Raw genomic sequence first — 26,316 nt, 5'->3', positions numbered from 1 at the left:
AGGGCCTTAACTCATGATGCGCGGTGCCTTTACGGTTGGGATGTGGACGATGGCGAGCCGCGTCCTGGGCTTCGCCCGGGATATTCTCATCGCCGCGATTCTTGGCACCGGGCCGGTGGCCGATGCGTTCTTCGTGGCGCTGCGGCTGCCCAATCTGTTCCGGCGGCTGTTTGGCGAAGGGGCGTTCAACGCCGCTTTCGTGCCCTCCATCTCCAGCATCCTGCACACCGAGGGCGTGGCGGCGGCCGCCGGGTTCGCCGAGGAGGCGACGGCGGTGATGATCTTCTGGCTGGGCGGCATCACGGCCGCGGGCGAGATTTTCACGCCCTGGCTGTTGTATGTGCTCGCCCCGGGGTTTTCAGGGAATCACGCCAAATTTGAGCTGGCGGTGGCGCTGACGCGGATCATGTTCCCGTATCTGTTCTTCGTTTGCCTCACGGCGCTGTTCTCGGGCGTGCTCAACGCCATGAACCGTTTTGCCGCCGCCGCCGCAGCGCCGGTGCTCTTCAACGTGTTTTCCATCGCCTTCATGCTGGGCTTGAGCCGCTACACGCCCAACCCGGGCTATGCGCTGGCCTGGGGGGTCACGGTTTCGGGCATCGCGCAGCTTTTTCTGCTCATCTGGGCGGCGCGCCGGGCGGGGATACGCATCACCGTGCCACGGCCCAGGCTGACACCGCGCATCAGGACATTGTTCCGCCGCATGGCGCCGGGGCTGGTGGGGGCGGGGGTGACGCAGCTCAATGTCTCCATCGACATCATCATCGGCACGCTGCTGCCGGCGGGGTCGGTCTCTGTATTGTATTACGCCGACCGGGTGAACCAGTTGCCGCTGGGGGTGATCGGCACCGCCGCCGGAACGGCGCTGCTCCCCGCGATCACCCGCCACATCGCCCTGCGCGAGGAGGGGGCGGCGCTGAACGCGCTCAACCGGGCGCTGGAAGGGGTGCTCATGCTCACCCTGCCCGCCGCCATCGGGCTTTCAGTCGCGGGGCGGCAGGTGATGGATGTGCTCTTCGTGCGCGGCGCGTTTTCGCAGCATACCGCGCTGCTGGCGGGGAATTCGCTGGCGGCCTTCGCGCTCGGCCTGCCGGTGTTCGCGCTGGTGAAGGTGCTCACCCCCGGGTTTTTCGCGCGCGGGGATACTGTGACGCCATTGAAGATCGGCGTGGCGGCGGTGGTGTTGAACCTGTGCATGAACCTGCTGTTCATGCATCCGCTCAAGGCCGTGGGCCCGGCGCTGGCCACCAGCCTGTCATCGGCCTTCAACGCCGCCGTGCTGCTCTTCCTGCTGCACCGGCGGGGGCATTTCGCGCTCGATGCCGCCGCCCGGCGCCGGGTGCCGCGCCTCATGCTGGCCGGGGCGATCATGGCCGGCGCGCTTTTCGCGATGGAGGTTTTTGTGCTCCCTCACGGCAAGACGACCATTCCGCAATTTTTACTGCTCACACTGGCGGGCGGCGTTGCCTATGGCGGTTCGGGGATTCTGCTGCGCGCGTTTGATCTCTCGGAGCTGGCGGCATTGCTGAAGCGGCGGCGCCCGAAACCCGCCCCCGGTTGACCGGGGCAAAAAACCGCGCGACGTAGCCGCCATGGCACGCATATTCTCCGGCATTCAGCCCACTGGCATCGCGCATCTCGGCAACTACCTCGGCGCCGTGCAAAACTGGGTCAAACTACAGGACAGCAACGAATGCGTGTTCTGCCTCGTCGACCTGCACGCCATCACGGTGGCGCAGAATCCTGTTCTGCTGCGCGACCAAACGCGGCTGAACGCGGCGATATTGATCGCCTGCGGCATCGACCCGGATAAGCACATCCTCTTCCACCAATCCGCCGTGCACGCGCATGCGCGCCTGGCCTGGATTTTCAACTGCGTCGCGCGCTTCGGCTGGCTCAGCCGGATGACGCAGTTCAAGGACAAAGCCGGTAAAGACCGCGAGGCGGTTTCCACCGGGCTGTTCGTCTACCCGAATTTGATGGCCGCCGATATTCACGCCTACCACGCCACGCAGGTGCCGGTGGGCGATGACCAGCGCCAGCATCTGGAGTTGGCAAACGACATCGCCGAGAAATTCAACCATGATTTCGGCGTGGAATTTTTTCCGCGCATCGAGCCGCTGATTTTACCCGAGACCGCGCGGGTGATGAGCCTGCGCGACGGCGCCAAAAAAATGTCCAAATCCGACACCTCGGACCAGAGCCGGATCAACCTGACCGACGATGTGGATACCATCGCCCTGAAAATCCGCCGCGCCAAAACCGACCCCGAGCCTTTGCCGGAAACCGCCGAGGGGCTGGCCGGGCGGGCGGAGGCGGCGAACCTGGTGGGTATCTACGCCGCCATGACCGGGCAGAAAACCGCCGCCGTATTGGCCGAATTCGCAGGCTCGGGCTTTGGCCCGTTCAAGGAAAAACTGGTGGAGGCGCTCATCGCGCATCTGGCGCCGATCAATGCCCGGGCGCAGGAGCTTCTGGCCGAACCCGCGCATCTCGACCAGATATTGCAGGCAGGCGCGCGCCGCGCCGCCGCCATCGCCAACCCGATCGTCGACGAGGCGGAACGGCTGGTCGGGTTTTTAGCCCGCGGATAAAACTCCCCCCGGTGACAAAGCATCACCGGGGATTTTGTTTCACACCCGCTCGAAAATCGCGGCGATGCCCTGGCCGCCGCCGATGCACATGGTGACAAGCGCATAGCGGGTCTGGGTGCGTTGCAGCTCGTAAAGGGCCTTGATGGTGATGATGGCGCCCGAGGCGCCGACCGGATGCCCCAGGGCGACGGCGCCGCCGTTGGGGTTAACTTTTTCCGGCGGGAAGCCGAGGTCATGAGCGACGGCGCAGGCCTGGGCGGCGAAGGCTTCATTGGCCTCGATCACGTCGATATCGGCGATGGTGAGCCCGGCTTTTTTCAGCGCGATCTGCGAAGCGGGGATGGGGCCGAGGCCCATGACTCCGGGCTCCACGCCGGCATGGCCGTATGCGACCAGGCGGGCGAGCGGCTTGGCGTTGCGGCGGGCAACCTCGGCGCCGGAGGCCAGGACCACGGCGGCCGCGCCGTCGTTAAGCGAGGAGGCATTGCCGGGGGTGACAGTGCCGCCCTTCTGGAAGGCTGGTTTCAGGCCGCCCAGGCTCTCCATGCTGGTCTCGCTACGCGGATGCTCATCGGTCTCGAACAGGGTGACACCTTTGCGCGAGGCGAGTTCCACCGGGGTGATCTGGGCTTTGAAACGGCCCTCGGCGATGGCGAGCGCGGCGCGGCGGTGGGATTCCACTGCGAATGCATCCTGCATCTCACGGGTGAGACCATAGCGGGTGGCGACGGTTTCAGCGGTGATGCCCATATGGCCGCCGCCAAAGGGGTCGTTGAGGGTGCCGACCACCATGTCGATGATCTGACCGTCGCCAAGGCGCGCGCCCCAGCGGCCGGAGGGCAGCAGATAGCCGCCACGGCTCATGGATTCAGCCCCGCCAGCGACGGCCAGCGAGGAGTCCCCCAGCATGATGCCCTGCGCGGCGGAGATGATGGCCTGCAGGCCCGAGCCGCAAAGGCGGTTGACGTTCATCGCCGGGGTGCCCACCGGGACCCCCGCATCCAGCGAGGAGACGCGCGAGAGGTAGGTGTCGCGCGGTTCGGTGTAGATGACCGTGCCCATCACCACGTTCTGGATTTCAGCCGCTTCGGCGCCAGCCTTGGCGATGGCGGCGCGGATCGCGATTTCACCCAGCTTGGTTGGCGGAATGTCCTTCAGGCTTTTGCCGAAATCGCCGATGGCGGTGCGCTGGCCGGAAAGGATGAAAACGTCTTGCATTTATGGTTTCCCTTTTTGGACGGTTGTTCTGGTATAAGTTAAGCAAAAACTGCGCGCTAAGGTAAACCTGGGGGAAAGGCTAGATTTCCACCCCGCTCAGCTGCGCCGCATAGTGGCGCCAGCGGCCCGAGGCGTTTTGATACAACGGCTGGCGCACCTGCGCCCAGCTGGCGGTGCGCACTGCCCGGGCACTCTGGTGGAAATCCAGGCATTGCGCCTCCCAGTCCAGCCCGAGGAAGCTGATGAGGCGCCGCGATTCAGCCTCCGGCGCCGCCAGCAGGGCGTCGTAGGAGAGCGTCATGTGGCGCAGCTTCAGCACGCTCTGCCAGTGGCGGGTGAGGCGCTCAACCTCGCGCAGGCGGAAGGCGCAGTCCTGCAAGTCAGTGTCGTAGGCCAGCGGCTGCGCGAAATGCTGGAAGAAGCAGGAGAGGATGGTGTCGCGCGGGTCTCGGGCGCAGAAGATGATGCGCGCCTGGGGGAACAGGGCCGAGATAAGGCCAAGCTGGAAAATATTGTCGGGCATTTTGTCGATGATGCGCGCGGCGGTTCCGGCCTTGCTCTGCTGGGTGCGCAGATAGGTCTCGGCCTCGGTGCGCAGGGCGGCGGGGGTCCAGGCCGGAGATGGCGCCCAGCCGATGCGCGCGGCGGCCGCGCCGATGCCAAGACACTCGCCCGCGCCGAAAACCTGCGAATGGCTGGCCGCGATCTGCTCAAACAGGGTGGACCCGGCGCGCGGCATGCCCACGATGAAGACCGGGGCCTCGGAAGGGCTGCCGGTGCCGCCTTGCGCCACAAAAAACGCGGGGCTGAAGGTGGAGGCCAGTTTATCAACGTCCTGGACTAGCCGGGCGCGCTCGAAGCCTATGCCGGCCTGGGCCTGCCGGGCGCGCAGCAGGGCGTTGGCGGCGGCGAAATGGTTGAAGGCGGCCTCATACTGCCCGGCCTTGTCCTCCTGGCGGCCGAGGGTGAAGAGAATCTCCAGCTTTTCATCGGGCGGCAGCCGCGGGTCGGCGGCGCAGGCCAGCAGGGCGGCGGTTTCGGCCTGCGTGGGGGTGTCGCAGCGGATCGCGGCGAGGTGGCGCTGCGCCTCCCCGAAGCCCGGCCGCAAGGCGGTGGCGCGTTTGAGCGCGGCTTCGGCGTCCGGCAGTTCACCCAGCATCGCCAGCGCCAGCCCCAGGTCTTTCCACGCCTCGGCCCAGTTGGGTTCGGCGGTGAGCGCCTGGCGGAAATTATCAGCGGCCTCGCGCTCGCGCTCGGCCCGGCGCAGCGCCAGCCCCAGGCCGTGATGCGCCGCCGCGAATCCGGGGTTCAGGGCCAGGGTGTTGCGGTAGCAGGCGATGGCGGTATCAACCTGCCCCGTGAGGCGGCAGGCGTTGCCCAGGGTGTAATGCGCGAGAAAATTGCGCGGGTGCAGCGCGGTGAGGTGATTCAGCAGCGCCAGCGCGTCACGGGCCTGGCCCCGGCTCAGGATCAACTCGCCGAGCAGCCGCATGGCGTCAAAATGCCCGGGCTCCTGATGCAACACTTCACGGTACGCGGTTTCCGCCGCCGCCAGATTGCCCGCCTGATGCGCGCGAACCCCCTGCGCGAGCAGCGCCGCGCTGTTGGACGGATTGGTCTTGGCGAGGCGGCGGCGCTCCTGGCGGTTCATGGGCTAGAATACATCCTTGGCGGCGCGCAGGCGGCCGAGGCTGGCGGCGTCGGCTGAGCGCAAAAACGGGTTGCATTCGCGCTCGCTTGCCAGGGTGACCGGAACGGTGGCCTGCCCGGCCTCGCGCAGCGCGTTCACCGCCGCCGCGCGGGCGCGCAGCGCTGCGTTGTCAGAGTCTACCGCCAGCGCGAATTTGGCGTTGGACTGGGTGTATTCATGGCCGCAGCAGATCAACGTCTCCCCCGGCAGCGCGGCGAATTTTTGCAGCGATGTGAACATGTCCTCCGCCGTGCCCTCGAACAACCGGCCACAGCCCAGGCTGAACAGCGTGTCGCCGGGGAGCAAGATGCCGCCATCGGCGATGTAATAGGCGATATGGCCCAGCGTGTGGCCAGGAACCGCGATGACGCGCAATTTCGCGGCGCCGAAATCGACAAGGTCGCCCTCGCGCACCGCGATATCGAGCTTGGGCAGCCGGTGCGAATCAGCCGCGTGGCCTACCACCACCGGATGGTAGCGCGCCACGAGCGCCGGCACACCGTCAATATGGTCGCCGTGATGATGCGTGAGAAAAATATAATCCAGCCGACCCCCGGCCGCCTCCACCGCGGCAAGAGCCGGTTCGGCCGCCGCCGGGTCGACGATGGCCACCTTGCCGGTGCCCGACTCCCGCAGCAGCCAGGAATAATTATCGGTCAGCATGGGGATGCGCGTTGCCGTCACTGTCACCTGTGTCACTCCTTGGTGTTTGCGCGTATATATAGGGCCAATGGCGACCGATACGCGAGATGCGGCCGGATTTTATGCCACCGCGCTGGGACAGATGACAGCCGCCCTGCTGCGGCGGAAGCTGCTTGCGCTATGGCCGGACTGCACCGGGATGTCGGTGCTGGGGCTTGGCTACACTGGGCCTTATCTGCATTTGTGGCGCGAACAGGCGCGGCGGTGCATCGCTGTATCGCCGCCGCAACTGGGGCTGGCCCCGTGGCCTGCCGGACGGGCCAACCTCGCGTGCAGCGCGGAGGAGGATGCCCTGCCCTTCCCCGACCTGATGTTTGACCGGATCCTCCTCGTGCATGGGCTGGAGCAGGCCGGCAACGCACGGCGCTGCCTGCGCGAGGTGTGGCGGCTGCTGAAGGATGACGGGCAGCTGATCATCGTGGCGCCCAACCGGCGCGGGCTTTGGGCCTATGCGGAGAGCACGCCCTTCGGCCATGGCCAGCCGTATTCGGAGGCCCAGATCACCCGGCTGCTGCAAGGGCTGTTTTTCCGCGTCGAAGCCGAGGAAACCTGCCTGTTCGCCCCGCCGCTGAACTGGGGACCGGCGCTGCGGGTATTTAATATGTGCGAGCGCACCGGGCGCCTGCTGGCGCCGCAATTCGCCGGGCTGCACGTCGTGGCGGCGAGCAAGGATCTGCACGGGCTTATTCCCGCGCGGCACCGGGCCGCGGGCCGCCGGGTGCTGGTGGATGCGGGCCGTTAGGGTCTTCAGCGAATGGCTGAATCAGCCTCTTATCAATTAAGCGCAATCGTTTGAGGTTCGCTCGCCTGAGCGAGCCGAAAGCGTTTATCGGTAGATTGGGCGGAAGAGGGCTTATGGAGCGTAACGGCCAGGCAGGCTATTTGTTTGCCTTGGCTCGTAACTGGCGCAATGTCTCGCGTTCGATTTCGGCCGATACCTCTGTCTGTGCGGTAATAGCCATAATCATGGCAACCAGCCAGCCGATTAATGTCCAGCCAAAAAGCAAGTTGACCATAAAGACAGCCCCGCCGTTCGTGGCATTGCGGTTGCCTGAGATAATGCAGGGAAGAAAATAGAGAAGGAAGCCTAGAATGGCTAAAATCAACAACATAAAACTGCCCATGACGCCCCCCTTATGGGAAGACGATAGTAAGAATTGACCCGGAATTGCAAGAGATAGGTACTTCGCGTGTACGGAGAGATCGCCCTCAGAAAAACAGCCAGAGCCTGATCGCGCTCAAAGTGATCCGGCTCTGGTTAAAGCGCGGATTGCAGCGGGTGAATCACCGGCAGGTTCTGGGGGCTGGCGGAGGTGAAATCAGGCAAAACCCGCTGCAGCAACAGCAGCAACAGCAGCAACACCAGCAGCCAGCCCATGAACCCGCCCAGCCAACGCAGCGCGAACACCGAGACGGCAACCAGAATGACCAGGAAAACATAAAGTTGATACGATGGGGGTATCCCCAGCCTGGACAGAAAACTGGATGCCGCATCGTTAACCCAGCCGGCGCAATTGAGGAGCACCTCACAGAAGGAGAAAACACTGCTCAGAACAGACTGAAGCGCATTGCCCACTTTTTGCCTCCGTTGTGGAACTATAGCGCAACGATCTAAAATCTCCAGAACTTTCGGCTATTCCAGGCGTTCCACCTCACGCAGCGCGGGAAAAAGCTTCATCCAGAGCAGCGCCACCAGAACCGTGCCCACCCCGCCAAGCGCCGCCGCGGGAACCGCGCCGAACAATGCCGCGGTCATCCCGCTCTCAAACTCGCCCAGCAAGTTGGAGGCGTTGATGAACAAATAGTTCACCGCCCCCACCCGCCCGCGCATGTCATCAGGCGTCGCCAACTGCACCAGCGAGAGGCGGATGATGACGCTGATGGTATCGGCCGCCCCCATAACCGCCAGCGCGAACAGCGAAAACACCAGCCAGCGCGAGAGCGCGAACGCCACGGTGGCGATGCCGAATATGATGACCGCCTGGAACATGCGCATGCCGACGCGGCGGGTGATGGGAAAGCGCGCCAGAAACGCCGTCATGAGCAACGCGCCCACCGCCGGTGCACCGCGCAACACGCCAAGCCCCCAGGGGCCGGTGTGCAAAATATCATGGGCATAAATCGGCAGCAGCGCGGTCGCCCCGCCGAGCAGCACGGCGAACAGGTCCAGCGAGATGGTCCCCAGAATCGCCGGGTTGCGGCGCACGAACCCCACGCCCGCGAACACCGCCCGAAAATCAGGCGGCGCCTTGGCCTCCACCTTGCGCTCCAGTGTAATCGCCCCGTTCAGCGCGCCGCTCACCAGCCAGCATACCGCCATCACCACATAGGGCACGCCAGGGCTGAGCGCGTATAGTAACCCGCCCACCGCCGGCCCGCTGATCATCGCGCACTGGAACACCCCGGTGGTCAGCGCCGAGGCTTTCTGCAGCAATCCCACCGGCACCACGCCAGGCAACAACGCGCTTACCGCCGGACTCTCGAACGAGCGCGCCCCGCCCAGCACCGCCACGGCGGCAAAAATCTCCGGCACGCTCAGCCAGCCGGCAAAGCTGCCCCAGGCCAGAACCACCGCCACCAGGCCCTCGGCACTCTGGCAAATCTGCGCCACGCGCCGGCGCTCATACTTGTCAGCCGCGTGGCCGCCGAAAAATGACAGACCCGCCAGCGCCAAAAACTGCACCAGCCCGACCATCCCGAGGTCGAAGGCGCTATGGGTGAGCGCGTAAACCTGCCAGCCCACCGCCACCGCGGCGATCTGGTAAGCAAAACTGGACATGCCCCTCGCCATGAAAAACAGCCGGAACGGCTTATGGCGCAACAACGCCGCTGCCTTGGGGGACGGCACGGTAATGGGGCCAGAGGTCATGCGCCGGCTATGCCAGAGCCATAAGGGAGCCGCAAACCAGCCCCTGCCTTGCGTTGCCCCCCCTTTGGTTTTACTTCACCGTTCACTTTTCAATTTGGAGATTGTTGCGATGTCTTTCAGGGTTGCGGTTGTTGGTGCCACCGGTGCGGTCGGGCGCGAAATCCTCAAAACCCTTGCCGAGCGGAATTTTCCGGTCTCCGAGGTCGCCGCCCTGGCCTCGGGCCGCTCCGCCGGCTCGCAGGTGTCCTTCGGGGAGGATAAAATCCTCACCGTGAAAAACCTTGAGACCTTCGACTTCACGGGCTGGGACATCGGCCTGTTCTCGCCGGGCGCCTCGATCTCGGCAATTCACGCCCCGCGCGCGGGCGCGGCGGGTTGCGTCGTCATCGACAATACCTCGCAGTTCCGTATGGACCCTGATGTGCCGCTGGTTGTGCCGGAAGTGAACCCGGAGGCGATCACCCAGTTCCGTAAGCGCAACATCATCGCCAACCCCAACTGCTCGACCATCCAGATGGTCGTGGCCCTCAAGCCCCTGCACGATAAATTTAAGATCAAGCGTGTTGTCGTCGCCACCTACCAGTCGGTTTCCGGCGCCGGGAAAGAGGGCATGGACGAGCTTCTGGCCAACACCAAGGTGCATTATGTGCACGACAAGAACCCGCCGCAGATCTTCCAGAAAGACATTGCCTTCAATGTCATCCCGCAGATCGACGTGTTCATGGATGATGGCGCCACCAAGGAGGAATGGAAGATGGTGGTCGAGACGCAAAAAATTCTCGATCCGGCCATTCAGGTCATCGCCACCTGCGTGCGCGTGCCGGTGTTCATCGGGCATTCGGAGGCTGTTTATGTCGAGTTCGAAAACCCGGTGAGCGTGAACGAGGCCCGCGCGGCCCTGCGCGCCGCACCCGGCGTGGAGGTGCACGACCAGCGCGTCGATGGCGGCTACATCACCCCCATCGAATGCAAGGGCGAGGACGCGGTATTCGTCTCGCGCATCCGCAAGGACCCCACCGTGCCCCATGGCCTGGCCTTCTGGTGCGTGTCTGACAATTTGCGCAAGGGAGCCGCGCTGAACGCGGTGCAGATCGCCGAGGCGCTGGTCGCGCAAAAACTTCTGGCCTGCCAGGCCGGTTAGGGTATTCAGCAAATCGCCAAATACCCTAATTTCATGTTTGAGCGAATAAATTCATGCGGCTAGCTTGAACGCCCTGCGTCAAGCCAGAGCCTGATCGCTCTAAGTGCGATCAGGCTCTGGCTATTTTTCTGAGGGCGATTCACGCTTTCGGCTCGCTCGGTTGAGCGAACCTCAAACGATCGCACTCTGGCGCACAGCCCAAAACGAGCGATGCTCGGAGCCGGTCTCACATCCGTAGGCGTGAAACAAAGCCCGGCGCCGCGAGCGCAATGCCGCGGGCGGCAATCATGGCTTTCGCTTGGTCTGGAACGTCTGAAATCATCCCATCCACCCGAAGCTCGATCATGCGCTGAATATCGTCGGGATCATTGACCGTCCAAGGAATCACAGCAAGGCCCAGGCGCCGCGCTTCCGCTATATCGGCTTCAGTGATGGTCTTATGGTCGGGCGCCCATATAACAGCCCCAGTACTTGCCACGGTGCGCGGCACGCTACCTGGCTTTTCCGGTTCGTGCGCATCAAGTCTGCTATCACCGAACCAAAGACGGGCTTGGCACACCGTATTCGCGTCCGTCAGACAGCCGCGCCGCAGAGATGGCGCGCGTCGTGCCGCCACATCCAACACCCTCCAATCAAACGCGATAAGCCCGGCATTCTCGCTCGACTTCGCGGCGCCTAAAACGCGCGATACCTGTTCGACCAATTCCGACGGTGTGTGAGTTATATCGGGCCGGTCAGGTGCGGTCTTGATCTCCACAAGCAGATCAAGCGATGCACATGTTGTCAAAACCTTGGCAAGCGTTGGAATCCGCTCCCCATCCTGCGCTTGTTGGCCTGGGTACCGGCGGGCATAAGCCGAACCGGGGCGCAATCGTCCGACATCGTAGGTGGCCAATTGCTGATAGGTGAGGGCTCTGATCAACGGCGCATCCGCGCCGGCATAGACGCCGCTCTCATTACGGGCGATGTCAGGATGCAGCCGCGCATCGTGGTGGACGACTGGGACATTATCCGCCGTCATGCCGACATCAAACTCAACTCCCGTCAAGCCCAGACATGAAGCCAGGCGAAATCCCGCCAGCGTGTTCTCTGGCGCCAAACCTCGCGCGCCGCGATGCCCAAAAACCGCAATCATGTTTCGCATGTTCAGTCTTTCACCAGAATTGATACCGGTGAGACCGAACATAATCACGATGCCTCGCCTCAAAAAGAGATGCTTCTCTGGAATGACGGCCTGCTGCGCCCGGCGCGCCGCCAAACAGCCCGGCGGCACCTTCCGCAAGTTGCCCCTTCCAGGTCGTGATTTGGTTCGGGTGAACATCGTAAAGCTGCGCCAATTCAGCCAACGTCTTCTCGCCCTTCCAAGCGGCTAACGCCACTTTGGCCTTGAAAGCCAGGGCGTGGTTATGGCGGGTACGCTTCGTAAGCTGCTCTACTGTTCTGCGGCATCATCGCCGGGTTCAGGCAGAAATTCCACTTATCCCGGCGTCTGAATTTCGCGTGCCACCTCTCTTCGCGCTGCCTCCGCCTCGGCGATGTCCGCACTGTGATATGCCCCTGACAAAAGCGCCACCCAAAATATGCCAAAGTAGTGCTAGTGGTCAAAATCTCACACATGATTCCCAGCAGTGCGTCGATAAGGCTGTCGGTCGAAGGCCCGGTTCCGAACTGGAAGCCAACGATGGGAATCGCCCCCTTGCCGCCCAACGCGGCGTCCGCTTCTGGGCATCGTCGTCAAGGGAGCCCGCGACCAAAAAAGCAGCCGTCGCAAAAGACGGGTTTGACTGATGAACCTGGCGGTATCCGAGAGTCTCCAACTTGATCGGGCTCCGATTGAGGCCCATACAACGGCGCTATCGAAGCCGTTTAGGGAGGACGCTATGATCCATCACGTTTCGATTCCCGCACTCGACGTGAGCCATGTCGCCAAGGTGCTGACAGAACTGGCCGGCTGGCAGGCGCGGCCATTCCTCGGTCCTTGTCCCGGCTCGGTCATGATGCTCGCTGAGGACGGGCACGGGACGGCGATGGAGATCTACCCCGACGGCACTACCATGTCGCCGGGCCAGAGCGACGGCCAGATCGTCTTCGGCCGCAACGAGAGCCCGGCGGTCTTCCCGTTCCACGTCCTGTTGTCGCTGGACACAGACCGCGCCACTGTGCAGCGCATCGGTGATCGCGAGGGCTGGCGCACGCTGAACTGCTGGCGCGGACCGCCCGGGCACCCGGCGTTCGAGCTGATCGAGTTTTGGATTGAGAACCGGGTGATGATCGAGATTGCCACCCCAGACATGCTGGCAAACTATGTGAGAAGCGCCACCGCAGCCGCCCACGACGAAGCCCTGGAGCGGATGGCAAGCGCGCGGGTTTCCGCCGAGGGCCCAACGGCTCCCGCCTGAGGCCAAGGCGGCGATGGCGGAGCACTAATTTTAGTGTTCAAAGCTAGAGCGAAGGACGGTCGTGGGCGGGTACCAAGTGTCAGATCCTATCCACTAGAGTGCGATCGTTTGAGGTTCGCTCAACCGAGCGAGCCGAAAGCGTGAAACGCCCTCAGAAATACGGCTAGAGCCTGATCGCACTTAAAGCGATCAGGCTCTAAAGTCCGGGATCAAACACCAATGGACACATCGCGAGACATGCTATTACGGCCGGAGATTCCAGAAAAACTGGACCGGTGTGGTCAGACCCGTTACGCTTTTGCTGAAAGCAATCGGTTCGAAAAATTGGCCGAGAATTCCGACTGTTGCATCTTGCAGTACATCTGCTTGCACCTGAGCGGCTTTGGCCTGCTGGTCGGCCAGGGTCGTGGCCGCCGTAAACGCCACGCGGTCCTTTTCAAGTTTCGGATCGTCCGGCCAGCCTACCCAACCCGTTTTGGGATCACCGGAATAGGCGATCGCCTGCGGGGAGGAGATGTCATCAGCAATCCACCAGGTATCGAATATGTTCCACCCGTTTTCGGTCCCGCGGTTGTTGCGGCGCTTCAGCATCTCGTCCCAGGTCATATTCTCGACCTCGACCTTCATGCCAAGATCTTTCAGCATCTTGACAGTGACGTTTGTAAAAGCCGCGAGAACCGGGATATCCACCGGGTCGAGCACGACCACCGGCATTCCCTTGTAACCAGCGTTTTCGAGGGCGTAGCGCGCGGCCTGCGGGTTGGTCAGCTTCATAATCCAGTTGCCGGAGTCGGTCGCGTATGTCGTGCCGCAGGGATAGATGGAATAACAGGTGCGCCACCAGCGCGGGTCATTGCCGAACGCTGCCTCCATGTAGGTGGTCTGGTTGATGGCCTCGAGCACTGCAAGCCGGATGGCAGGGTTATCGAAGGGCGGGATGGCTGCGTTGAAGCGGAGCATGCCAACCGCGCCCGGCGGTGATGTCGGTTCGACAATAATGCTCTGGTCTGCTTCGAGCATCGGCAGGACGCTCATCGGCGGCGATTCATCATATTGCACATACCCATCGATCAGCGCCTTGGCCGCGGCTTTGGGGTCGGCATAGTGAATAAGATCGATCTCGTCAGCCTGCGCGATCTTTGCGCCCGCGGCGAGCGAAGGCGTATCCGAGCGAGGCTTGTAATAAGGATTCTTCACATACACGGCTTTTTCGCCAGGCACCCAGTCCTTCATCACGAACATGTAGGGGCCGGAGCCGGTCGGGTCGGTAATGGATGTGTATGGGCTTGTCTCGGCAATGCGTTTGGGCATCATGAACGGCACGTTCGATGACAATTTCGCTAGTGCATCCAGCAAAGTATCGTCCGGGGCTTTGAGCTGTATCTCAATCGTTTTGCTGTCCGGCGCGGTCAGGCTTGCGATATCTTCGAACAACTGCTGCCCGGTACCATCGCGTTTACCCCAGCGTTCAAGCGAGGCCACGCAATCGGCGGCCTCAACATTGGTGCCATCGCTCCATTTCAACCCATCGCGCAGCACGAATATCCATGTCTTCTGGTCCGGGGACACCGTCCAGTGGCCGACCATCTGTGGTTGTGGCTGGAAGTTCTTGTCCATTGCTAACAGAGTGTCATACACTAGGTAGCCATGTGTTCGATCAATATAGGCGGTGGTGGTGATGGGATCGAGCGTTTCCAGCCCTACATGCACAGCGACCCGCAAAATGGAAGGTGTTGGTTTTAATTGAGGCCCCGCCTGCGCGGCGGAAGGCGCGAGGACCCCAATTGCCAAAGGCGAGAAGATGGTTGCTGACAGAGCCAGCTTTCTCAGTTTCCTTAAAAGCATCGAAGACTCCTTATTTTTCAGCCTTTAGGCCGACAAAGTGCAGCGATCAGTTTAATTTCGCGTCCTAATGATCTTTATATTAACGACACTACCAACAAATATTTGTTTTTGGCATTGATGCAAATCAATGAACGAAGTACTGTTTGTTGGGTTATTAATATTACTCTCAATGCCTTAAAGAAGCAAAGAACAATTCGCTTGTGTCCGGGTGAGAAGTTAAAATAAGTCTTTTTTACATTTATTTGTTAACAGGTCTCAAAATTGAGTACAATTTAACGTACGGGAGGGACATAGATGGATGCCCACCTTACTGCCAAGTCCGTTGATCCTGCCGTTATCGCAGATGCGGAGCATGCGTCTACCGTGGCGGCACTGCCTGCTTCCGGATTGCGCTTTTATGGCGATGAATTTGTGTTCGACACCAAATCGGGAATGTTTTTCCGGCTGAGTGCGGTTGCTAGTTTTATTCTCCGTTCGATTGTCGGTGGCGTCAGCATTGCCGATCTGCCGGCGGCGATGCAGCAACGTTATGGTATCGATCATGCGATGGCAGCGAGAGATGTTCAATTGTTTCTGAACGAATTGGTTGCCCTCGATCCGTTGGATCAGTTTGTCCATGACAAAGCCAATCCCCATTAACGCGGTATCCGTCGCGGTTACGGGGTTGCATCGAGGCGACAATCCGCAGCCTGGAGCCGCGGTGATTGCGAGTTTGCGGCGGCGGTTTCCCGGTGTCAGGATCATCGGATTTTCTTATGACCCGATGGAAAGCACGATCTATTGCCGGGACAACAGTCATCTCGATGCGGTTTATTTGATGCCGTATCCAAGGGCCGGCGCTCGGGCGCTCATGGAGCGTCTGGAAAGCATTCTTGAGAAAGAGAAGATTGATTTCATCATTCCGTGTCTCGATTCCGAAATTATGAATTATATTGAGCTGCAAGGGGTTCTTGCGCATCGCGGGATCAAGATGATGTTGCCGGGTAAGGCGGCTTTTTTGCGGCGCCGCAAGGATGCGCTTTCGCTCCTTTGCCACCGGATTGATATCCCCACGCCGAAAACGAGAATGGCGCATGATGCAGTGGAATTGGCCAGATTTGCGGAGCAGATCGGGTATCCGATCTATGTGAAAGGGATATATTATGAGGCGCATCTGGCAGCCACGGAAGCAGAGCTCTACGCCGCTTTTAAGGATATTGCCGAGATGTGGGGGCTGCCCGTGATGGTGCAGGAGATGGTGGTCGGCGAGGAATATGACGTTGTCGGCCTGGGAGATGGCCGAGGCGGCATCATCGGTAGTTGTTCCATCCGGAAAATGCTGCGCACATCGGCGGGTAAGGGGTTTGCTGGTGTGGTCGTGGCGGATACGCGGATCGACGATCTTGCCCGCCGGTTTATCCGCGCGCTCCGCTGGGCAGGGCCCTTTGAGCTGGAACTCATCAAGGCGCCGGGGCAGCGGCATCTTGTTTTTGAGATGAATCCAAGATTTCCGGCCTGGGTGGATTTCCCCTCGCAACTTGGCTGCAATCTGCCCGCCTGTTTGCTGGAATGGCTGATGGAGACGGAGCAAACCCCGCTTGCGCCCTGCGAGCCGGGGCGGATGTTCATTCGCCATTGTGTTGATGTGCTGGGTGATATTGCCGATCTTGCGGAATTAGCCAGCACCGGAGAACGGACCGGTTCGTCGCTTTTTAACTTTTCCAGGAGGCTATGATGGATCGTTCTTACATTCCTCCCGTCATCAGCGGAGAACTTGGACGCAACGCCCCGCATGTAGCTGAGGACCGTAATTTTTATGCGCGTGGGCCGCGGGCACCGTCGCTGTTCCAAATCGACGGGCTGCCGGTCGTGGGGCTGATCGAGGAGTTCGGTTCGCCGCTCTTTGTCTTTTCCGAATACGACATCCGGACCAAGGCCAAGCGGATTCGCGAGGCATTCAGGAGCCGTTATCAAAAGACCAGCTTCGCGTGGTCGCTGAAGACGAATTATCTCGGTGCCATCTGTAAAATTTTGCAAAGCGAGGGGTGGATCGCGGAAGTGGTTTCGCAATTCGAGTACGAAAAGGCGCGGCAGATTGGCTTTGAGGGTAATGAGATCGTCTTCAACGGCCCCTACAAACCGCGCGCGGCGATGAAGACGGCGATTGAAGAAGGCGCGCTGATCCAGATCGACAACTGGGACGAGTTGAGCCTGGCCGAGGAACTGGTGGCGCAACATGGCAAGGTCGTGGATATCGGGCTACGCGTGTGGCTTGATCCCGAGATCAAGCCTGTGTGGTCGAAATTCGGCTTTGCTTTGGAAAATGGCGAGGCTGAGCGCGCGGCGGCGCGGATTCTCGAGAATCCGAATCTGCAACTGCATACGTTGCACTGCCATATTGGCACCTACATTCTTGCCCCCAACGCCTATGCTGTTACGGCGAAAAAATTGTTGCACCTTCGGGATGCATTGCGGGCCAGATACCATTATCTGGTGCCATGTCTGAATTTGGGTGGTGGCTTCCCCTCGCATAGCCTGTTGCACGGTTTCGCCGGGCCTGCGGAGCAGGTGGTGCCGCCGATAGAGGCGTTCGCGACGGCGATCACCGATGTTTTGCGTGAGTTGCCGCCCGGCGAGCAGCCGTTACTGCGGCTTGAAACCGGGCGTTATCTGGTGGATGAGGCCGGCTATCTGCTGAGCACAGTCATCGCCGTGAAGGGCGTAAACCGACCGGCGCTCACCGATGGCGGGTTGTCAGCGCGCGCCTATAAAGAACGCATGATCCTTAATGAGGATTCACGCATTGGCTATGTCGTCGATGCCGGCATCAACCTGCTGTATACGAGCGCATGGTATCAGTTCGAGATTTTGCCGGCACGGACGATTGACGCGCCGCCGGTGACGTCGCGTATTTACGGCTCGTTGTGCATGGCCATCGACGTGATCCGGGATCATGTCGATCTTCCACCGCTGGAGACAGGCGATATTCTCACGATCCATCCCGTGGGCGCCTATAACGTCACACAATGGATGCAGTTCATCCAATATCGCCCCGCGTTGGTGCTGATCAGCAACGACGGCAAGGCTGATATCATCCGTGCCCGCGAGACGCTTGAGGATATTAGCGGTCCGGAGAGGATGCCGGAGCATCTGACCAGATAATGAGCGAACAGGAAAATTCTAATACCCTGCGCGGCGGTTGCTTGGAGTTTCCGGCCAAGCCAATGCGCCGCGCTGGAGATTTGTTGCTCGCCAGGGTAGGTGGCGCACTAGGGTTGGCGTTTTTGATCGGCGATTCCAGGCTCGGCATTCTGCTCTGGGTGGCGGTTACCGCCGGGCATGTGCGCAGCCTGATCTTTGGGCTGTTCGGGCTTTGGGTGGGCGATATCACTGGCCGCCTAATCGGGGTGCTGGATAGGCCCGCGCTGGGCGGTGGCGTGCGGGCCAATGCAATTCTCGGCGCGGTTGCGGTCGCGTGGCTCACCTCTGGCTCCTACACGCCATTGGAAACTGAGATCGTGCTCGCCACGCTGGCGGCAAGCGCGGCCGGCCTTATTACCGCCGCGCTGATGCGCGCGCTTGCCGAAACGCTGCTCCCGCCGATGGTGCTTGGTTTCAGCATTGTCGCGGGAATTTTGTTCACGCTGTTCCCGCTCTGGGTGCAGAGTGCGTCGAGCACGCTGTTGGTCTGGCCGGCCCCCGTGAATGCTTGGGCGGATGCGCAGATTTTCATCCGTTCGCTGGGCTCGCTGGTGTTCTCGCCGACATTGGAGGTCGGGATTATCGTCGGCCTCGCCTTGCTGTTGTGGTCGCGGATAATTGTTTTCACCGGGTTTGCCGGGTGGCTGGCCGGCGCACTCACTTCCATACAATTGCAGGGGCTGTCGGTGCCGTTCTACTGGCAACCGGCGTCATATAACTTCTTTATTGCGGGTATGGCGTTGGGGGCGGCGTATTTCCTGCCGGGCTGGCCGAGCCTTGGCCTGGCGGTTGTTGGCGGCATGGGGGCGGCTGTGCTGGCGGCACTAATCCAGCATATGGAGCCAGCCTGGGCGTTTCTGCCACTACCGGCGATTGGAATAATCTGGATTTGCCTGACGGCATTCACCCTGACCAAGGACGAGGCGTTGATCAGGCGCAATGAGCGGCACAACATACCGCCCGAACAAGCCTGGGCATATGCGGTCGACCATGTACGCCGGTTTGGCAGCCATGAGCCGTTGCTTGTTGTGCCTTTGACCGGGGCTGTGCAGATCACACAAGGCTTCAATGGCCGGTTGAGCCATTCCGGGGCTTGGCGTTATGCGCTTGATTTCCAGAGGCCGCCCGGCGAGTCGATCTGGGAGGCGCTTGTTACCGCGCCAACTTCCGGTACGGTCGAGCGGGTGAGGGACAATATCCCCGATAACGAGCTCGGGGTTTGCAACTATGCGGAAAACTGGGGGAATTATGTCCTGCTGCGCATGGATCAGGGCGGTTGGGTGCTGCTCGCACATCTTAAGCAATCCAGCATCGCGGTAATAGCCGGCACGCGTGTGGAGCTGGGGGCTTATCTGGGTAAGGTGGGGAATTCAGGCCGCTCGCCGGTGCCGCATCTGCATTTGCAGGTGCAGAATTCACCCCATATGGGCGCGCCGGCCAGCCCGTTCCGCCTGGCCAATTACGAGACGCGGCTTGCCGAGCGCGGCATTGGCAGTTTCTGGCGGGAATCAGGCGTGCCGCAAGAACAGACAGTTCTTGCCGCCTCCTGGCCGGAACCGGAAACTTATCAGATATTGACGAGCTTAGCGCCGGGCTCGGCCGTGTGGACCGTCGCCGTGACCGGCAGGCTGCCGTCGCGCTTCCGCCAACCCAACAGACGCGGAAAAATCGAGCACATCACCACGCGGCTGGATATGGAGGGGCAGCATATCCTCACTTCCTGTTTCGGTGGCGGCCTTGTTCTTCATCTTGACCCTGACGCGTGGCGTATACGTGAGCTTCACAAGCTGCGCGCCCCGCTGCTGCGCTTGCTGGCCCTGGCCATTCCCTCCATTCCCTATGCCGCCAGAAGCGCCATGGAATGGTACGAACCGGCGCTGGCTTGGGCCTTTGTGGCGAATTCCTTCAGCCTCTCACTCTGGCCCTATAGGCGGCTGCCCCTACCCGAGATGCGATGCATGTGCCTGGAGACGCCCAACACTGAGACGCGCACGCTGGTGGTGGAGAGTATCCCGGTCAGGCAGTCATCTTTGCTGCCCACCAAGATTACCTGCACATTCCAGCGTTTGCGCGGACCGGTGAAGGTGGAGGCCGTGTTCGAGACGGGCAGCGTTATTTACACGCAACTCTCCTTTGAGCCCGGGCTCCCATTCTGAGGCGGCTCAATCCTGACGGATGTCAGGCGTGAGCTGAGCGTTGAAAAAGGCAAGCATGCGCGCCTCGCTATCTTGGGCTGCCTGCGGGTCATAGCCGACCCAATGGCCCTGATAGAGTTGCTTGGGGATGTTGATGTCGAATGAATGCACGGCATCAGGGTAGGTGATTTCGGCAATGTCCGCGCCAGTGCTTTTGATACGCGTGCATTGGCTGGCGGACACCCAGTTATCGGCGCCGCCGTTAAAGATCAGCAGAGGTGAGGCGAGGTCCACGGGGCGCTGAGAATATACGCCGCACCACGGGTAATAGGCCACCACGCCACGGAAAGCGCCGGGGCCATTGAGAGATTTCAGGTCGCTGGCGTCCGCGGCTTCCAGCGCCACGCTGCCACCGTTGCTTTGGCCCATCAGAAAAATGTCCTGCGGTTGGACGAAGGGTTGCGCGCGTAGATAACGCATAGCATCGAAGGCATCATGGGCGCGGTAGACGAGCGCTTGCCGGAGTTGCGCATTGCTGGCGCACATCTCGTCGCCCGATAGGTTGCGCGGTCCGAAACTGTCCACATCCAGAACCACATAGCCGTGCTCGCTGAGGTATTCCGAGAGCAGGTCAAGCGAATACAGCACCGCCGGTTGCCAGCCGCCACAGCCATGCATAACCACGACGGCGGGAAATGGCCCATTGCCGAGCGGCTTGTTCAACTCCGCAGTGAGTGTGACCTCATTTGCCGTAAAGGGGTCGGAAGCCTGAAAGCCAACTTGTTCCTGCGCCTGGGCAGGTCCACTGAGACCGCAAAACAACACTGCCGCAGCGGCAAGCGCCACGGATAAAATCCGCACGGTTTTCATTTTAGCTCCCAGAAGTGCCTCAGCGACAGCTTAGAAAATTCTTTGCACTTAAAGTTGACTAAATTACGATTTCCAAAAAATTAAGTTTTATTAATTAAACTATTTTGGCCGTTAATTTCGATTCGCCAACTATTATTTTCCCATATCGTCGCAACACGCTTCAACCCAGACTTCAAAGCCAAGTATCAAGCCATAATCGCCGCCGGAAAACCCGCAAAAGCCGCAATAACCGCCATCATGCGAAAACGCGCCGTCCACGCAAATGCACGACTCAAAGCAGGGCGAAACTGGGCGCCGAAAGCCGCTTGACCACAACGGATACTCCAAGCTTGGCTTTGCTACCGAATATTGGCCCACCGCCATCATTCAACATACGCTCACCTTTGCGCGATTGTTTGAGGCTCATTCACCCGAGCGTGCCAAAATGTTGCTCGCCCTCAGGAAAACTGGTTTTTAAAGGTGCGCCGCTGCCGGGAGTCCAGGGGTGAAACCCCCTGGACCTACTATCCCTTAACCCTGCCGTTCCAGCATCAACTGCTTGACCTTGCCGATCGCCTTGGCCGGGTTCAGGCCTTTGGGGCAGGTTTGGGTGCAGTTCATGATGGTGTGGCAGCGGTAGAGTTTGAACGGGTCTTCCAGCGCGTCGAGGCGCTGGCCGGTGTGTTCGTCGCGGCTATCGGCGATCCAGCGATAGGCGGCCATGAGCACGGCCGGGCCGAGATAGCGATCGCCATTCCACCAGTAGCTGGGGCAGGAGGTGGAGCAGCAGAAGCAGAGGATGCATTCCCACAGCCCATCGATTTCGGCGCGTTCCTCCTTGCTCTGGCGGCGTTCGCCATCGGGCGGGGGGGCGGAGTCTGATTGCAGCCAGGGCTCGACGGAGCGGTATTGCGCATAGGCGAGGCTGAGGTCGGGCACCAGGTCTTTGACCACCGGCATATGCGGCAGCGGGCTGATGGCGACGGCGCCCTTCACATCATCAATCGGCTTGAGGCAGGCCAGGGTGTTGGTGCCGTCGATATTCATGGCGCAGGAGCCGCAGATGCCTTCGCGGCAGGAGCGGCGGAAGGTCAGCGAGCTATCGACCTCGTTTTTGATCTTGATGATAGCGTCGAGCACCATCGGGCCGCAGGCGTCGAGGTCGATCTCATAGGTATCGGTGACCGGATTTTTCCCGTCATCGGGGTTCCAGCGATAAATCTTGAATTCCTTGACGCGCTTGGCGCCGGCCGGGGCCTTGTAGGTTTTGCCGGTGCCGACCTTGGAATTCGCAGGAAGCGTAAATTCTGCCATGTTCGTGACCCCTTAATATACGCGCTTCTTGGGCGGGAATACGGAAACTTCATTGGTGAGGGTTTGCATTTTCACCGGACGGTATTCCAGTTTCACCGCACCCTTGTCGTCGCAATATGAAATCGTGTGCTTCATCCAGTTCGCATCATCGCGATCCGGGAAGTCGTCATGCGCCTGGGCGCCACGGCTTTCCTTGCGGGCTTCGGCGCTGACCATGGTGGTCATCGCGTTGCCCATGAGGTTGTCGAGCTCCAGCGCTTCCATGAGGTCGGAGTTCCACACCAGGCTGCGGTCGGAGACATGCATATCCTCAAGCCCGCCCCAGAGCTTCGTCATCTTCTCCACGCCCTCGGTCAGGCTCTTGGAGTTACGGAACACGGCGGCGTGGCCCTGCATGGTCCGCTGCAGCGTATCGCGCAGCGTGGCGACGGTGGTGCCGCCCTTGGCGTGGCGGGTTTTATCAAACCGGGCCAGCGAGGCCTCACCCGCACCGGCGGGCAGTGGCGCCTGGCTGGCGCCTGGCTTCACGATCTCGGCGGCGCGGTGGGCGGCGGCGCGGCCGAACACCACGAGGTCGAGCAGGGAGTTGGTACCAAGCCGGTTGGCGCCATGCACGGAGACGCAAGCAGCCTCGCCCACGGCCATCAAGCCAGGGACCACGGCATCAGGGTTGGAGGCCGTGGGGCGCAGCACTTCGGTGCGGTAATTGGTCGGGATGCCGCCCATGTTATAATGCACGGTCGGCAGCACGGGGATGGCTTCCTTGGTCACATCCACGCCTGCGAACACGCGCGCGGTCTCCGAGATGCCGGGCAGGCGCTCATGCAGGATATCCGCGCCCAGATGCTCCAGATGCAGCAGGATATGGTCTTTGTTCGGGCCCACGCCACGGCCTTCGTTGATCTCGACCGTCATCGAGCGCGACACCACATCGCGCGAGGCGAGGTCTTTCGCGGTCGGCGCGTAGCGTTCCATGAAGCGCTCGCCCTCGGAATTGGTGAGGTAGCCGCCTTCGCCGCGGGCACCCTCGGTGATGAGGCAGCCGGCGGGGAAAATGCCGGTCGGGTGGAACTGCACGAATTCCATATCCTGCACCGGCAGCCCGGCGCGGATGACCATGCCGCCGCCATCGCCCGTGCAGGTGTGGGCGGAGGTGCAGGAGAGGAAGGCGCGGCCATAACCGCCGGTCGCCAGCACAACCTGCTGCGCACGGAAGCGGTGGATGGTGCCGTCCTCAAGGTTCCAGGCCATCACGCCCCGGCAGGCGCCTTCGGAGTCCATGATCAGGTCGAGCGCGAAATATTCGACGAAGAACTCGACCTCGTGCTTCAAGCTCTGCTGGTACAGGGTATGCAGCATGGCATGGCCGGTGCGGTCAGCCGCGGCGCAGGCGCGCATCGCCGGTTCCTTGCCGTATTCCTTCATATGGCCGCCGAACGGGCGCTGATAGATCTTGCCGTCCTCGGTGCGCGAGAAGGGCATGCCGTAATGCTCCAGCTCATAGATCGCGGGCACCGCCTCGCGGCACATGTATTCGATCGCATCCTGGTCGCCCAGCCAGTCCGACCCTTTTACGGTGTCGTACATGTGCCAGCGCCAATCGTCCTCGCCCATGTTGCCCAGCGCGGCGGAAATGCCGCCCTGCGCCGCCACCGTGTGCGAGCGGGTGGGGAAGACCTTGGTGATGCAGGCGGTTTTGAGGCCGGCGGCGCCCATGCCAAGCGTGGTGCGCAGGCCGGAACCACCCGCGCCAACGACCACGACATCATAGGTGTGGTCAATAACATTATAGGCGCCGAGTGAAGGTTTTGAAAACGCGTTCATGAGGGCAAAATCCGTTTTGCTTAAAAGGCGAGTTTAAGGACAGACACCGCGCAGGCCAGGGCGAGCACAACAATGCCCCCCTTGACCACCAGGAGTGTCACCATCCGCTTGGCGTCGCTGCGCACATAATCCTCGATCACCACCTGCATGCCGAGGCTGAGGTGGGAGAACAGCGCCGCGATCAGGCAGAGGAACAGCACCGTGTTCCACGGCTCGCCGATATAGGCGGCCATCTGCGCGCGGCCGGCGCCCGCAAGCATCAGCACCGAGAGCACAAAGTAGAGCGAGAGCGGCAGCAGCGCCATCGCGGTGACGCGCTGCGTCCACCAATGGTGCAGGCCGGATTTGGCGGCGCCAAGGCCGCGCGCGCGGCCGAGCTGGCTGCGCATGATATCAATGGAAGGCGCGCTGTCTTTGTTCATGTCATTCACCACACCAAAAAGCCGACAATCCAGAACGCCACCGTGAGAACCACTGCCCCGGCGATCACCATGCGGCCGTTGCGGTGCATGGCTTCAAGCTCGAACCCGCGGCCGGTATCCCAGAACAGGTGCCGGATGCCGTTGCAGAAATGGTAGAACAGGGCGAACGTAAAGCCCATGAGGACCAGCACCCCGATCCAGGAGGCAAGAAGCGCCTGCACGACGGAGAAAGCTTCATCCCCCGCGGCGGCGCTGACCAGCCAGGCGGTGAGCAGCAGCGTGCCGGCCCCCAGGGCGATGCCGGTGGCACGATGGAAAATGGAGGTGGCGGAGGACATTTGCATCATATTATAGGCCTGCAAATGCGGGGAGAGCGGCCGGCGCACCAGCTTGCCCTCCGTGTTACGCCCTACCATCAGGGCTTCGCGGACATCCTTCATGGAAAACCTCTCTCAACGGGTCATTCAGGTTCTTTTATGCTGCAGTTGCTTAGTCCCCGGATTTCGCAGGGTCAACGTACCAATTCGTGAACAGGCAAATGGTTAGATACGCTGCCACGTCATGGCTTAAGGCGTGGCTAACAGGCGAAACAATTTCACCTGGCGTGAGCACGAATCCTCCAGCGCCAGGCTGGTCGGCACCTCGTAGCGGGCCAGCAGCTCGCCCTCGTCCGGCGCGTATTTGCGCCCCGGATCCGCGATGACCACCACCGCCGCCGCCGCGCAGCGGCGCAGCCAGGGCAAAATATGCCTTGTCATCGGCGCTTCATAGCAGACATCTCCGCACAGAATGACATCCCAGCGGCAATCCGCGCCCACGATATCCCCCTGCAGCACATTCACCGCCAAGCCATTTTCCGCCGCGTTCAAGCTGATGGCCGCCCCGGCCAGCGGGTCGATCTCAGCGGCATCCACCTGCGCGGCGCCAGCCCTGCGCGCCGCCAGCGCCGCGAGGCCGCAACCGGCGGCAAAATCGAGCACGCGCAAGCCGCGCACCAGCTCTGGATGATCGGTGATATGGCGGGCCAGCGCCTCGGAACCCGGCCAGGCAAAGGCCCAAAAGGGCGGCGCCATGCCGTGGTGTTGCAAAAATTCTTCACTCGCCTGCCACAGCGGCGTGATCTCGCAAGCAAGATAAATCTTTATGCCCGGAACCAGCCGGGAAGCCCCCAGCGCCGTGTTGGCGCGGATAAATCCGGCGAAGCCGCGGCCGCCAAACTCAGGCAAGCTGGCGGAATTTCTTCTCCGGCTGCTTGGCATAGGGGTCGGTATGCACGCGATGCGTCTCCGAGAGTTCCGCCAGTTTCTTTTCCATACCGGTCTGCTCACCCGTGGCGCGGGCCCAGCGGGCGGCCACAGGCCAGAGAATCAGGGTCAACTGCATGAAAAGAGCCGTAATTCCCGCGAAAACGCGCCCCTCGGTGAAAAAGGCGGTGCATGGCATCAGAGCGCTCGACTTCGGTGAAATCATGGAGAGATTCCTAAAATAGGCATCACAACTCTAAAATGTGTGCCCCCCCCCGAACCATGCGTCAAGGATATTTATTTTTCAAAACAGACCGAAGAATATCGCCAAACCAAATAAATTCATTAAAATTTAACAAGCTTATAATTTATAATTATAATCTCGTTTATTGGAACAATCTGATGCCAGATTCTCGGGAAATTACGCACAAAGCACCGTAAACCATTAAGTTTTTAGTATAATATTTTTTTCCTGGCGTTGCCAAAATACTACGAAACCAGCCCTGATTCGGCGCGTAACGCGCGGCCAAAGCGGAACAAACGCGCCTCGCCGCTCGTTTTACGCAGAGGCCAGCTCGGCGCGCGCCTTATTTCAGCCGACGATGTCTTCCGGCTCAGGCCGGTCGGGCTTCTGCACCTCCAACTGGGCCACGCGGGTCTCCAGCGCCTCCACCTGGGCCTTGGCGCGGCGCGCAAGCTCGGCCATCGCCTCGAACTCGTCGCGCTTCACCAGATCCAACCGGCGCACCGCCTCATCAACCCGCGCGCGCACCAGCGAGGCCATTTCCTCGCGCAGCCCGGCGAGAGCGGAAATCGCGCCACCGGCAACACCGGCGATATCGTCAAAAAATTTAGGGCGTTCGTTCATGGCGGTGGGCCTTCTCTACAGT

At 61.1% G+C, this 26,316-nt stretch carries 25 protein-coding genes and 1 pseudogene; 9 read left to right on the top strand and 17 right to left on the bottom strand.

The features are described from left to right. Positions 1–13: 13 nt before the first annotated feature. Both murJ and trpS read left to right on the top strand, forming a co-directional pair. On the top strand, positions 14–1,561 hold the full coding sequence (murJ, locus tag QQJ84_RS01160; RefSeq protein WP_284256066.1) for a murein biosynthesis integral membrane protein MurJ: 1,548 nt from the start codon (positions 14–16) through the stop codon (positions 1,559–1,561). Positions 1,562–1,592: 31 nt separating this feature from the next. Continuing rightward, on the top strand, positions 1,593–2,594 hold the full coding sequence (gene trpS / locus QQJ84_RS01155) for a tryptophan--tRNA ligase (protein ID WP_284256065.1): 1,002 nt from the start codon (positions 1,593–1,595) through the stop codon (positions 2,592–2,594). Between the two features lie 39 nt (positions 2,595–2,633). On the opposite strand, the gene bktB is transcribed toward trpS, so the two are convergent. From bktB to gloB, 3 genes are all read right to left on the bottom strand, one after another. Further along, the gene (gene bktB, locus QQJ84_RS01150; RefSeq protein WP_284256064.1) at positions 2,634–3,812 is read right to left on the bottom strand and encodes a beta-ketothiolase BktB; all 1,179 of its coding nucleotides are present in this window, start codon (positions 3,810–3,812) and stop codon (positions 2,634–2,636) included. Positions 3,813–3,891: 79 nt separating this feature from the next. Then, positions 3,892–5,463 (bottom strand): tetratricopeptide repeat-containing sulfotransferase family protein, encoded by a 1,572-nt coding sequence (locus QQJ84_RS01145; RefSeq protein WP_284256063.1) that lies wholly within the window; start codon positions 5,461–5,463, stop codon positions 3,892–3,894. A 3-nt stretch (positions 5,464–5,466) separates the two neighbouring features. Beyond that, a complete protein-coding gene (gene gloB / locus QQJ84_RS01140; protein ID WP_284256062.1) occupies positions 5,467–6,192 on the bottom strand; it encodes a hydroxyacylglutathione hydrolase in 726 nt (241 codons plus the stop codon). Positions 6,193–6,232: 40 nt separating this feature from the next. On the opposite strand from gloB, the gene QQJ84_RS01135 reads away from it, so the two are divergent. Next, positions 6,233–6,946, top strand: coding sequence for a class I SAM-dependent methyltransferase (locus tag QQJ84_RS01135; RefSeq protein ID WP_284256061.1), 714 nt, complete (start codon positions 6,233–6,235; stop codon positions 6,944–6,946). Positions 6,947–7,082: 136 nt separating this feature from the next. Here the strand turns inward: QQJ84_RS01135 and QQJ84_RS01130 are convergent, their stop codons facing one another. The 3 genes from QQJ84_RS01130 to QQJ84_RS01120 all read right to left on the bottom strand — a co-directional run bounded on the left by QQJ84_RS01130 (position 7,083) and on the right by QQJ84_RS01120 (position 9,073). Beyond that, positions 7,083–7,328, bottom strand: coding sequence for a superinfection immunity protein (locus tag QQJ84_RS01130; RefSeq protein WP_284256060.1), 246 nt, complete (start codon positions 7,326–7,328; stop codon positions 7,083–7,085). Positions 7,329–7,462: 134 nt separating this feature from the next. Next, positions 7,463–7,780 (bottom strand): hypothetical protein, encoded by a 318-nt coding sequence (locus QQJ84_RS01125; RefSeq protein ID WP_284256059.1) that lies wholly within the window; start codon positions 7,778–7,780, stop codon positions 7,463–7,465. A gap of 57 nt (positions 7,781–7,837) precedes the next feature. Next, positions 7,838–9,073: an MFS transporter gene (locus QQJ84_RS01120; RefSeq protein WP_284256058.1), complete on the bottom strand. Its 1,236-nt coding sequence runs from the start codon at positions 9,071–9,073 to the stop codon at positions 7,838–7,840. 109 nt (positions 9,074–9,182) lie between these two features. Here QQJ84_RS01120 and QQJ84_RS01115 point away from each other — a divergent pair, with 109 nt between their 5' ends. Continuing rightward, a complete protein-coding gene (locus tag QQJ84_RS01115) occupies positions 9,183–10,214 on the top strand; it encodes an aspartate-semialdehyde dehydrogenase (RefSeq protein ID WP_284256057.1) in 1,032 nt (343 codons plus the stop codon). A 226-nt stretch (positions 10,215–10,440) separates the two neighbouring features. On the opposite strand, the gene QQJ84_RS01110 is transcribed toward QQJ84_RS01115, so the two are convergent. After that, a complete protein-coding gene (locus QQJ84_RS01110; RefSeq protein ID WP_284256143.1) occupies positions 10,441–11,487 on the bottom strand; it encodes a glycerophosphodiester phosphodiesterase family protein in 1,047 nt (348 codons plus the stop codon). Next, a pseudogene (locus QQJ84_RS01105) lies at positions 11,468–11,611 on the bottom strand (transposase); the annotation flags it as partial. The gene QQJ84_RS01110 and the pseudogene QQJ84_RS01105, both read right to left, overlap by 20 nt. Before the next feature lie 483 nt (positions 11,612–12,094). Between QQJ84_RS01105 and QQJ84_RS01100 the strand changes: the two are divergent. Continuing rightward, positions 12,095–12,613, top strand: coding sequence for a hypothetical protein (locus QQJ84_RS01100; RefSeq protein ID WP_284256056.1), 519 nt, complete (start codon positions 12,095–12,097; stop codon positions 12,611–12,613). A gap of 243 nt (positions 12,614–12,856) precedes the next feature. On the opposite strand, the gene QQJ84_RS01095 is transcribed toward QQJ84_RS01100, so the two are convergent. Continuing rightward, a complete protein-coding gene (locus QQJ84_RS01095) occupies positions 12,857–14,458 on the bottom strand; it encodes an ABC transporter substrate-binding protein (RefSeq protein WP_284256055.1) in 1,602 nt (533 codons plus the stop codon). A gap of 294 nt (positions 14,459–14,752) precedes the next feature. On the opposite strand from QQJ84_RS01095, the gene QQJ84_RS01090 reads away from it, so the two are divergent. The 4 genes from QQJ84_RS01090 to QQJ84_RS01075 all read left to right on the top strand — a co-directional run bounded on the left by QQJ84_RS01090 (position 14,753) and on the right by QQJ84_RS01075 (position 19,794). Next, positions 14,753–15,097, top strand: a complete 345-nt coding sequence (locus tag QQJ84_RS01090; protein WP_284256054.1) for a PqqD family protein — start codon at positions 14,753–14,755, stop codon at positions 15,095–15,097. A gap of 124 nt (positions 15,098–15,221) precedes the next feature. Then, the gene (locus QQJ84_RS01085) at positions 15,222–16,172 is read left to right on the top strand and encodes a hypothetical protein (RefSeq protein WP_284256053.1); all 951 of its coding nucleotides are present in this window, start codon (positions 15,222–15,224) and stop codon (positions 16,170–16,172) included. After that, complete coding sequence (locus QQJ84_RS01080; RefSeq protein WP_284256051.1) at positions 16,169–17,599, top strand: type III PLP-dependent enzyme domain-containing protein; 1,431 nt, start codon at positions 16,169–16,171, stop codon at positions 17,597–17,599. The genes QQJ84_RS01085 and QQJ84_RS01080 overlap by 4 nt, the downstream gene beginning before the upstream one ends. Then, entirely contained in the window at positions 17,599–19,794 is a 2,196-nt protein-coding gene (locus QQJ84_RS01075) for an urea transporter (RefSeq protein ID WP_284256050.1), read from the top strand. Before QQJ84_RS01080 ends, QQJ84_RS01075 begins: the two co-directional genes overlap by 1 nt. A 6-nt stretch (positions 19,795–19,800) precedes the next feature. Here QQJ84_RS01075 and QQJ84_RS01070 read toward each other — a convergent pair whose 3' ends face one another. The 8 genes from QQJ84_RS01070 to QQJ84_RS01035 form a co-directional block, all read right to left on the bottom strand. Then, positions 19,801–20,643 (bottom strand): dienelactone hydrolase family protein, encoded by an 843-nt coding sequence (locus QQJ84_RS01070; RefSeq protein WP_284256049.1) that lies wholly within the window; start codon positions 20,641–20,643, stop codon positions 19,801–19,803. A 510-nt stretch (positions 20,644–21,153) separates the two neighbouring features. Beyond that, positions 21,154–21,936 carry a succinate dehydrogenase iron-sulfur subunit gene (locus QQJ84_RS01065; protein WP_284256048.1) on the bottom strand — a complete coding sequence of 261 codons (783 nt, stop codon included), beginning with the start codon at positions 21,934–21,936 and terminating at the stop codon, positions 21,154–21,156. A 12-nt stretch (positions 21,937–21,948) separates the two neighbouring features. Continuing rightward, the gene (sdhA, locus tag QQJ84_RS01060) at positions 21,949–23,760 is read right to left on the bottom strand and encodes a succinate dehydrogenase flavoprotein subunit (RefSeq protein WP_284256047.1); all 1,812 of its coding nucleotides are present in this window, start codon (positions 23,758–23,760) and stop codon (positions 21,949–21,951) included. A gap of 20 nt (positions 23,761–23,780) precedes the next feature. Continuing rightward, entirely contained in the window at positions 23,781–24,182 is a 402-nt protein-coding gene (sdhD, locus tag QQJ84_RS01055; RefSeq protein ID WP_284256046.1) for a succinate dehydrogenase, hydrophobic membrane anchor protein, read from the bottom strand. A gap of 5 nt (positions 24,183–24,187) precedes the next feature. After that, entirely contained in the window at positions 24,188–24,622 is a 435-nt protein-coding gene (gene sdhC, locus QQJ84_RS01050) for a succinate dehydrogenase, cytochrome b556 subunit (protein ID WP_284256045.1), read from the bottom strand. A 126-nt stretch (positions 24,623–24,748) separates the two neighbouring features. Further along, entirely contained in the window at positions 24,749–25,408 is a 660-nt protein-coding gene (locus QQJ84_RS01045) for a class I SAM-dependent methyltransferase (RefSeq protein WP_284256044.1), read from the bottom strand. Then, positions 25,401–25,652 (bottom strand): hypothetical protein, encoded by a 252-nt coding sequence (locus tag QQJ84_RS01040; protein WP_284256043.1) that lies wholly within the window; start codon positions 25,650–25,652, stop codon positions 25,401–25,403. The genes QQJ84_RS01045 and QQJ84_RS01040 overlap by 8 nt, the downstream gene beginning before the upstream one ends. A gap of 366 nt (positions 25,653–26,018) precedes the next feature. Beyond that, positions 26,019–26,294, bottom strand: a complete 276-nt coding sequence (locus tag QQJ84_RS01035) for an accessory factor UbiK family protein (RefSeq protein ID WP_284256042.1) — start codon at positions 26,292–26,294, stop codon at positions 26,019–26,021. Positions 26,295–26,316 lie beyond the last annotated feature (22 nt).

Origin of the sequence: Acidocella aquatica, assembly GCF_030160635.1 — a bacterium.
GTDB lineage: Bacteria > Pseudomonadota > Alphaproteobacteria > Acetobacterales > Acetobacteraceae > Acidocella > Acidocella aquatica.
Note: the sequence above shows the minus strand (reverse complement) of the source record. Positions and strands in the feature narration are given on the sequence as shown.

Coding starts and splice junctions, on each gene's coding strand:
- bktB (WP_284256064.1), bottom strand. CDS start 3,812: ATGCAAGACGTTTTCATCCTTTCCGGCCAGCGCACCGCCATCGGCGAT.
- QQJ84_RS01095 (WP_284256055.1), bottom strand. CDS start 14,458: ATGCTTTTAAGGAAACTGAGAAAGCTGGCTCTGTCAGCAACCATCTTC.
- QQJ84_RS01135 (WP_284256061.1), top strand. CDS start 6,233: ATGGCGACCGATACGCGAGATGCGGCCGGATTTTATGCCACCGCGCTG.
- trpS (WP_284256065.1), top strand. CDS start 1,593: ATGGCACGCATATTCTCCGGCATTCAGCCCACTGGCATCGCGCATCTC.
- sdhA (WP_284256047.1), bottom strand. CDS start 23,760: ATGAACGCGTTTTCAAAACCTTCACTCGGCGCCTATAATGTTATTGAC.
- QQJ84_RS01080 (WP_284256051.1), top strand. CDS start 16,169: ATGATGGATCGTTCTTACATTCCTCCCGTCATCAGCGGAGAACTTGGA.
- QQJ84_RS01040 (WP_284256043.1), bottom strand. CDS start 25,652: ATGATTTCACCGAAGTCGAGCGCTCTGATGCCATGCACCGCCTTTTTC.
- QQJ84_RS01075 (WP_284256050.1), top strand. CDS start 17,599: ATGAGCGAACAGGAAAATTCTAATACCCTGCGCGGCGGTTGCTTGGAG.
- sdhD (WP_284256046.1), bottom strand. CDS start 24,182: ATGAACAAAGACAGCGCGCCTTCCATTGATATCATGCGCAGCCAGCTC.
- QQJ84_RS01100 (WP_284256056.1), top strand. CDS start 12,095: ATGATCCATCACGTTTCGATTCCCGCACTCGACGTGAGCCATGTCGCC.
- QQJ84_RS01145 (WP_284256063.1), bottom strand. CDS start 5,463: ATGAACCGCCAGGAGCGCCGCCGCCTCGCCAAGACCAATCCGTCCAAC.
- QQJ84_RS01070 (WP_284256049.1), bottom strand. CDS start 20,643: ATGAAAACCGTGCGGATTTTATCCGTGGCGCTTGCCGCTGCGGCAGTG.
- murJ (WP_284256066.1), top strand. CDS start 14: ATGATGCGCGGTGCCTTTACGGTTGGGATGTGGACGATGGCGAGCCGC.
- QQJ84_RS01115 (WP_284256057.1), top strand. CDS start 9,183: ATGTCTTTCAGGGTTGCGGTTGTTGGTGCCACCGGTGCGGTCGGGCGC.
- QQJ84_RS01065 (WP_284256048.1), bottom strand. CDS start 21,936: ATGGCAGAATTTACGCTTCCTGCGAATTCCAAGGTCGGCACCGGCAAA.
- QQJ84_RS01090 (WP_284256054.1), top strand. CDS start 14,753: ATGGATGCCCACCTTACTGCCAAGTCCGTTGATCCTGCCGTTATCGCA.
- QQJ84_RS01035 (WP_284256042.1), bottom strand. CDS start 26,294: ATGAACGAACGCCCTAAATTTTTTGACGATATCGCCGGTGTTGCCGGT.
- QQJ84_RS01120 (WP_284256058.1), bottom strand. CDS start 9,073: ATGACCTCTGGCCCCATTACCGTGCCGTCCCCCAAGGCAGCGGCGTTG.
- QQJ84_RS01085 (WP_284256053.1), top strand. CDS start 15,222: ATGGAAAGCACGATCTATTGCCGGGACAACAGTCATCTCGATGCGGTT.
- QQJ84_RS01130 (WP_284256060.1), bottom strand. CDS start 7,328: ATGGGCAGTTTTATGTTGTTGATTTTAGCCATTCTAGGCTTCCTTCTC.
- sdhC (WP_284256045.1), bottom strand. CDS start 24,622: ATGAAGGATGTCCGCGAAGCCCTGATGGTAGGGCGTAACACGGAGGGC.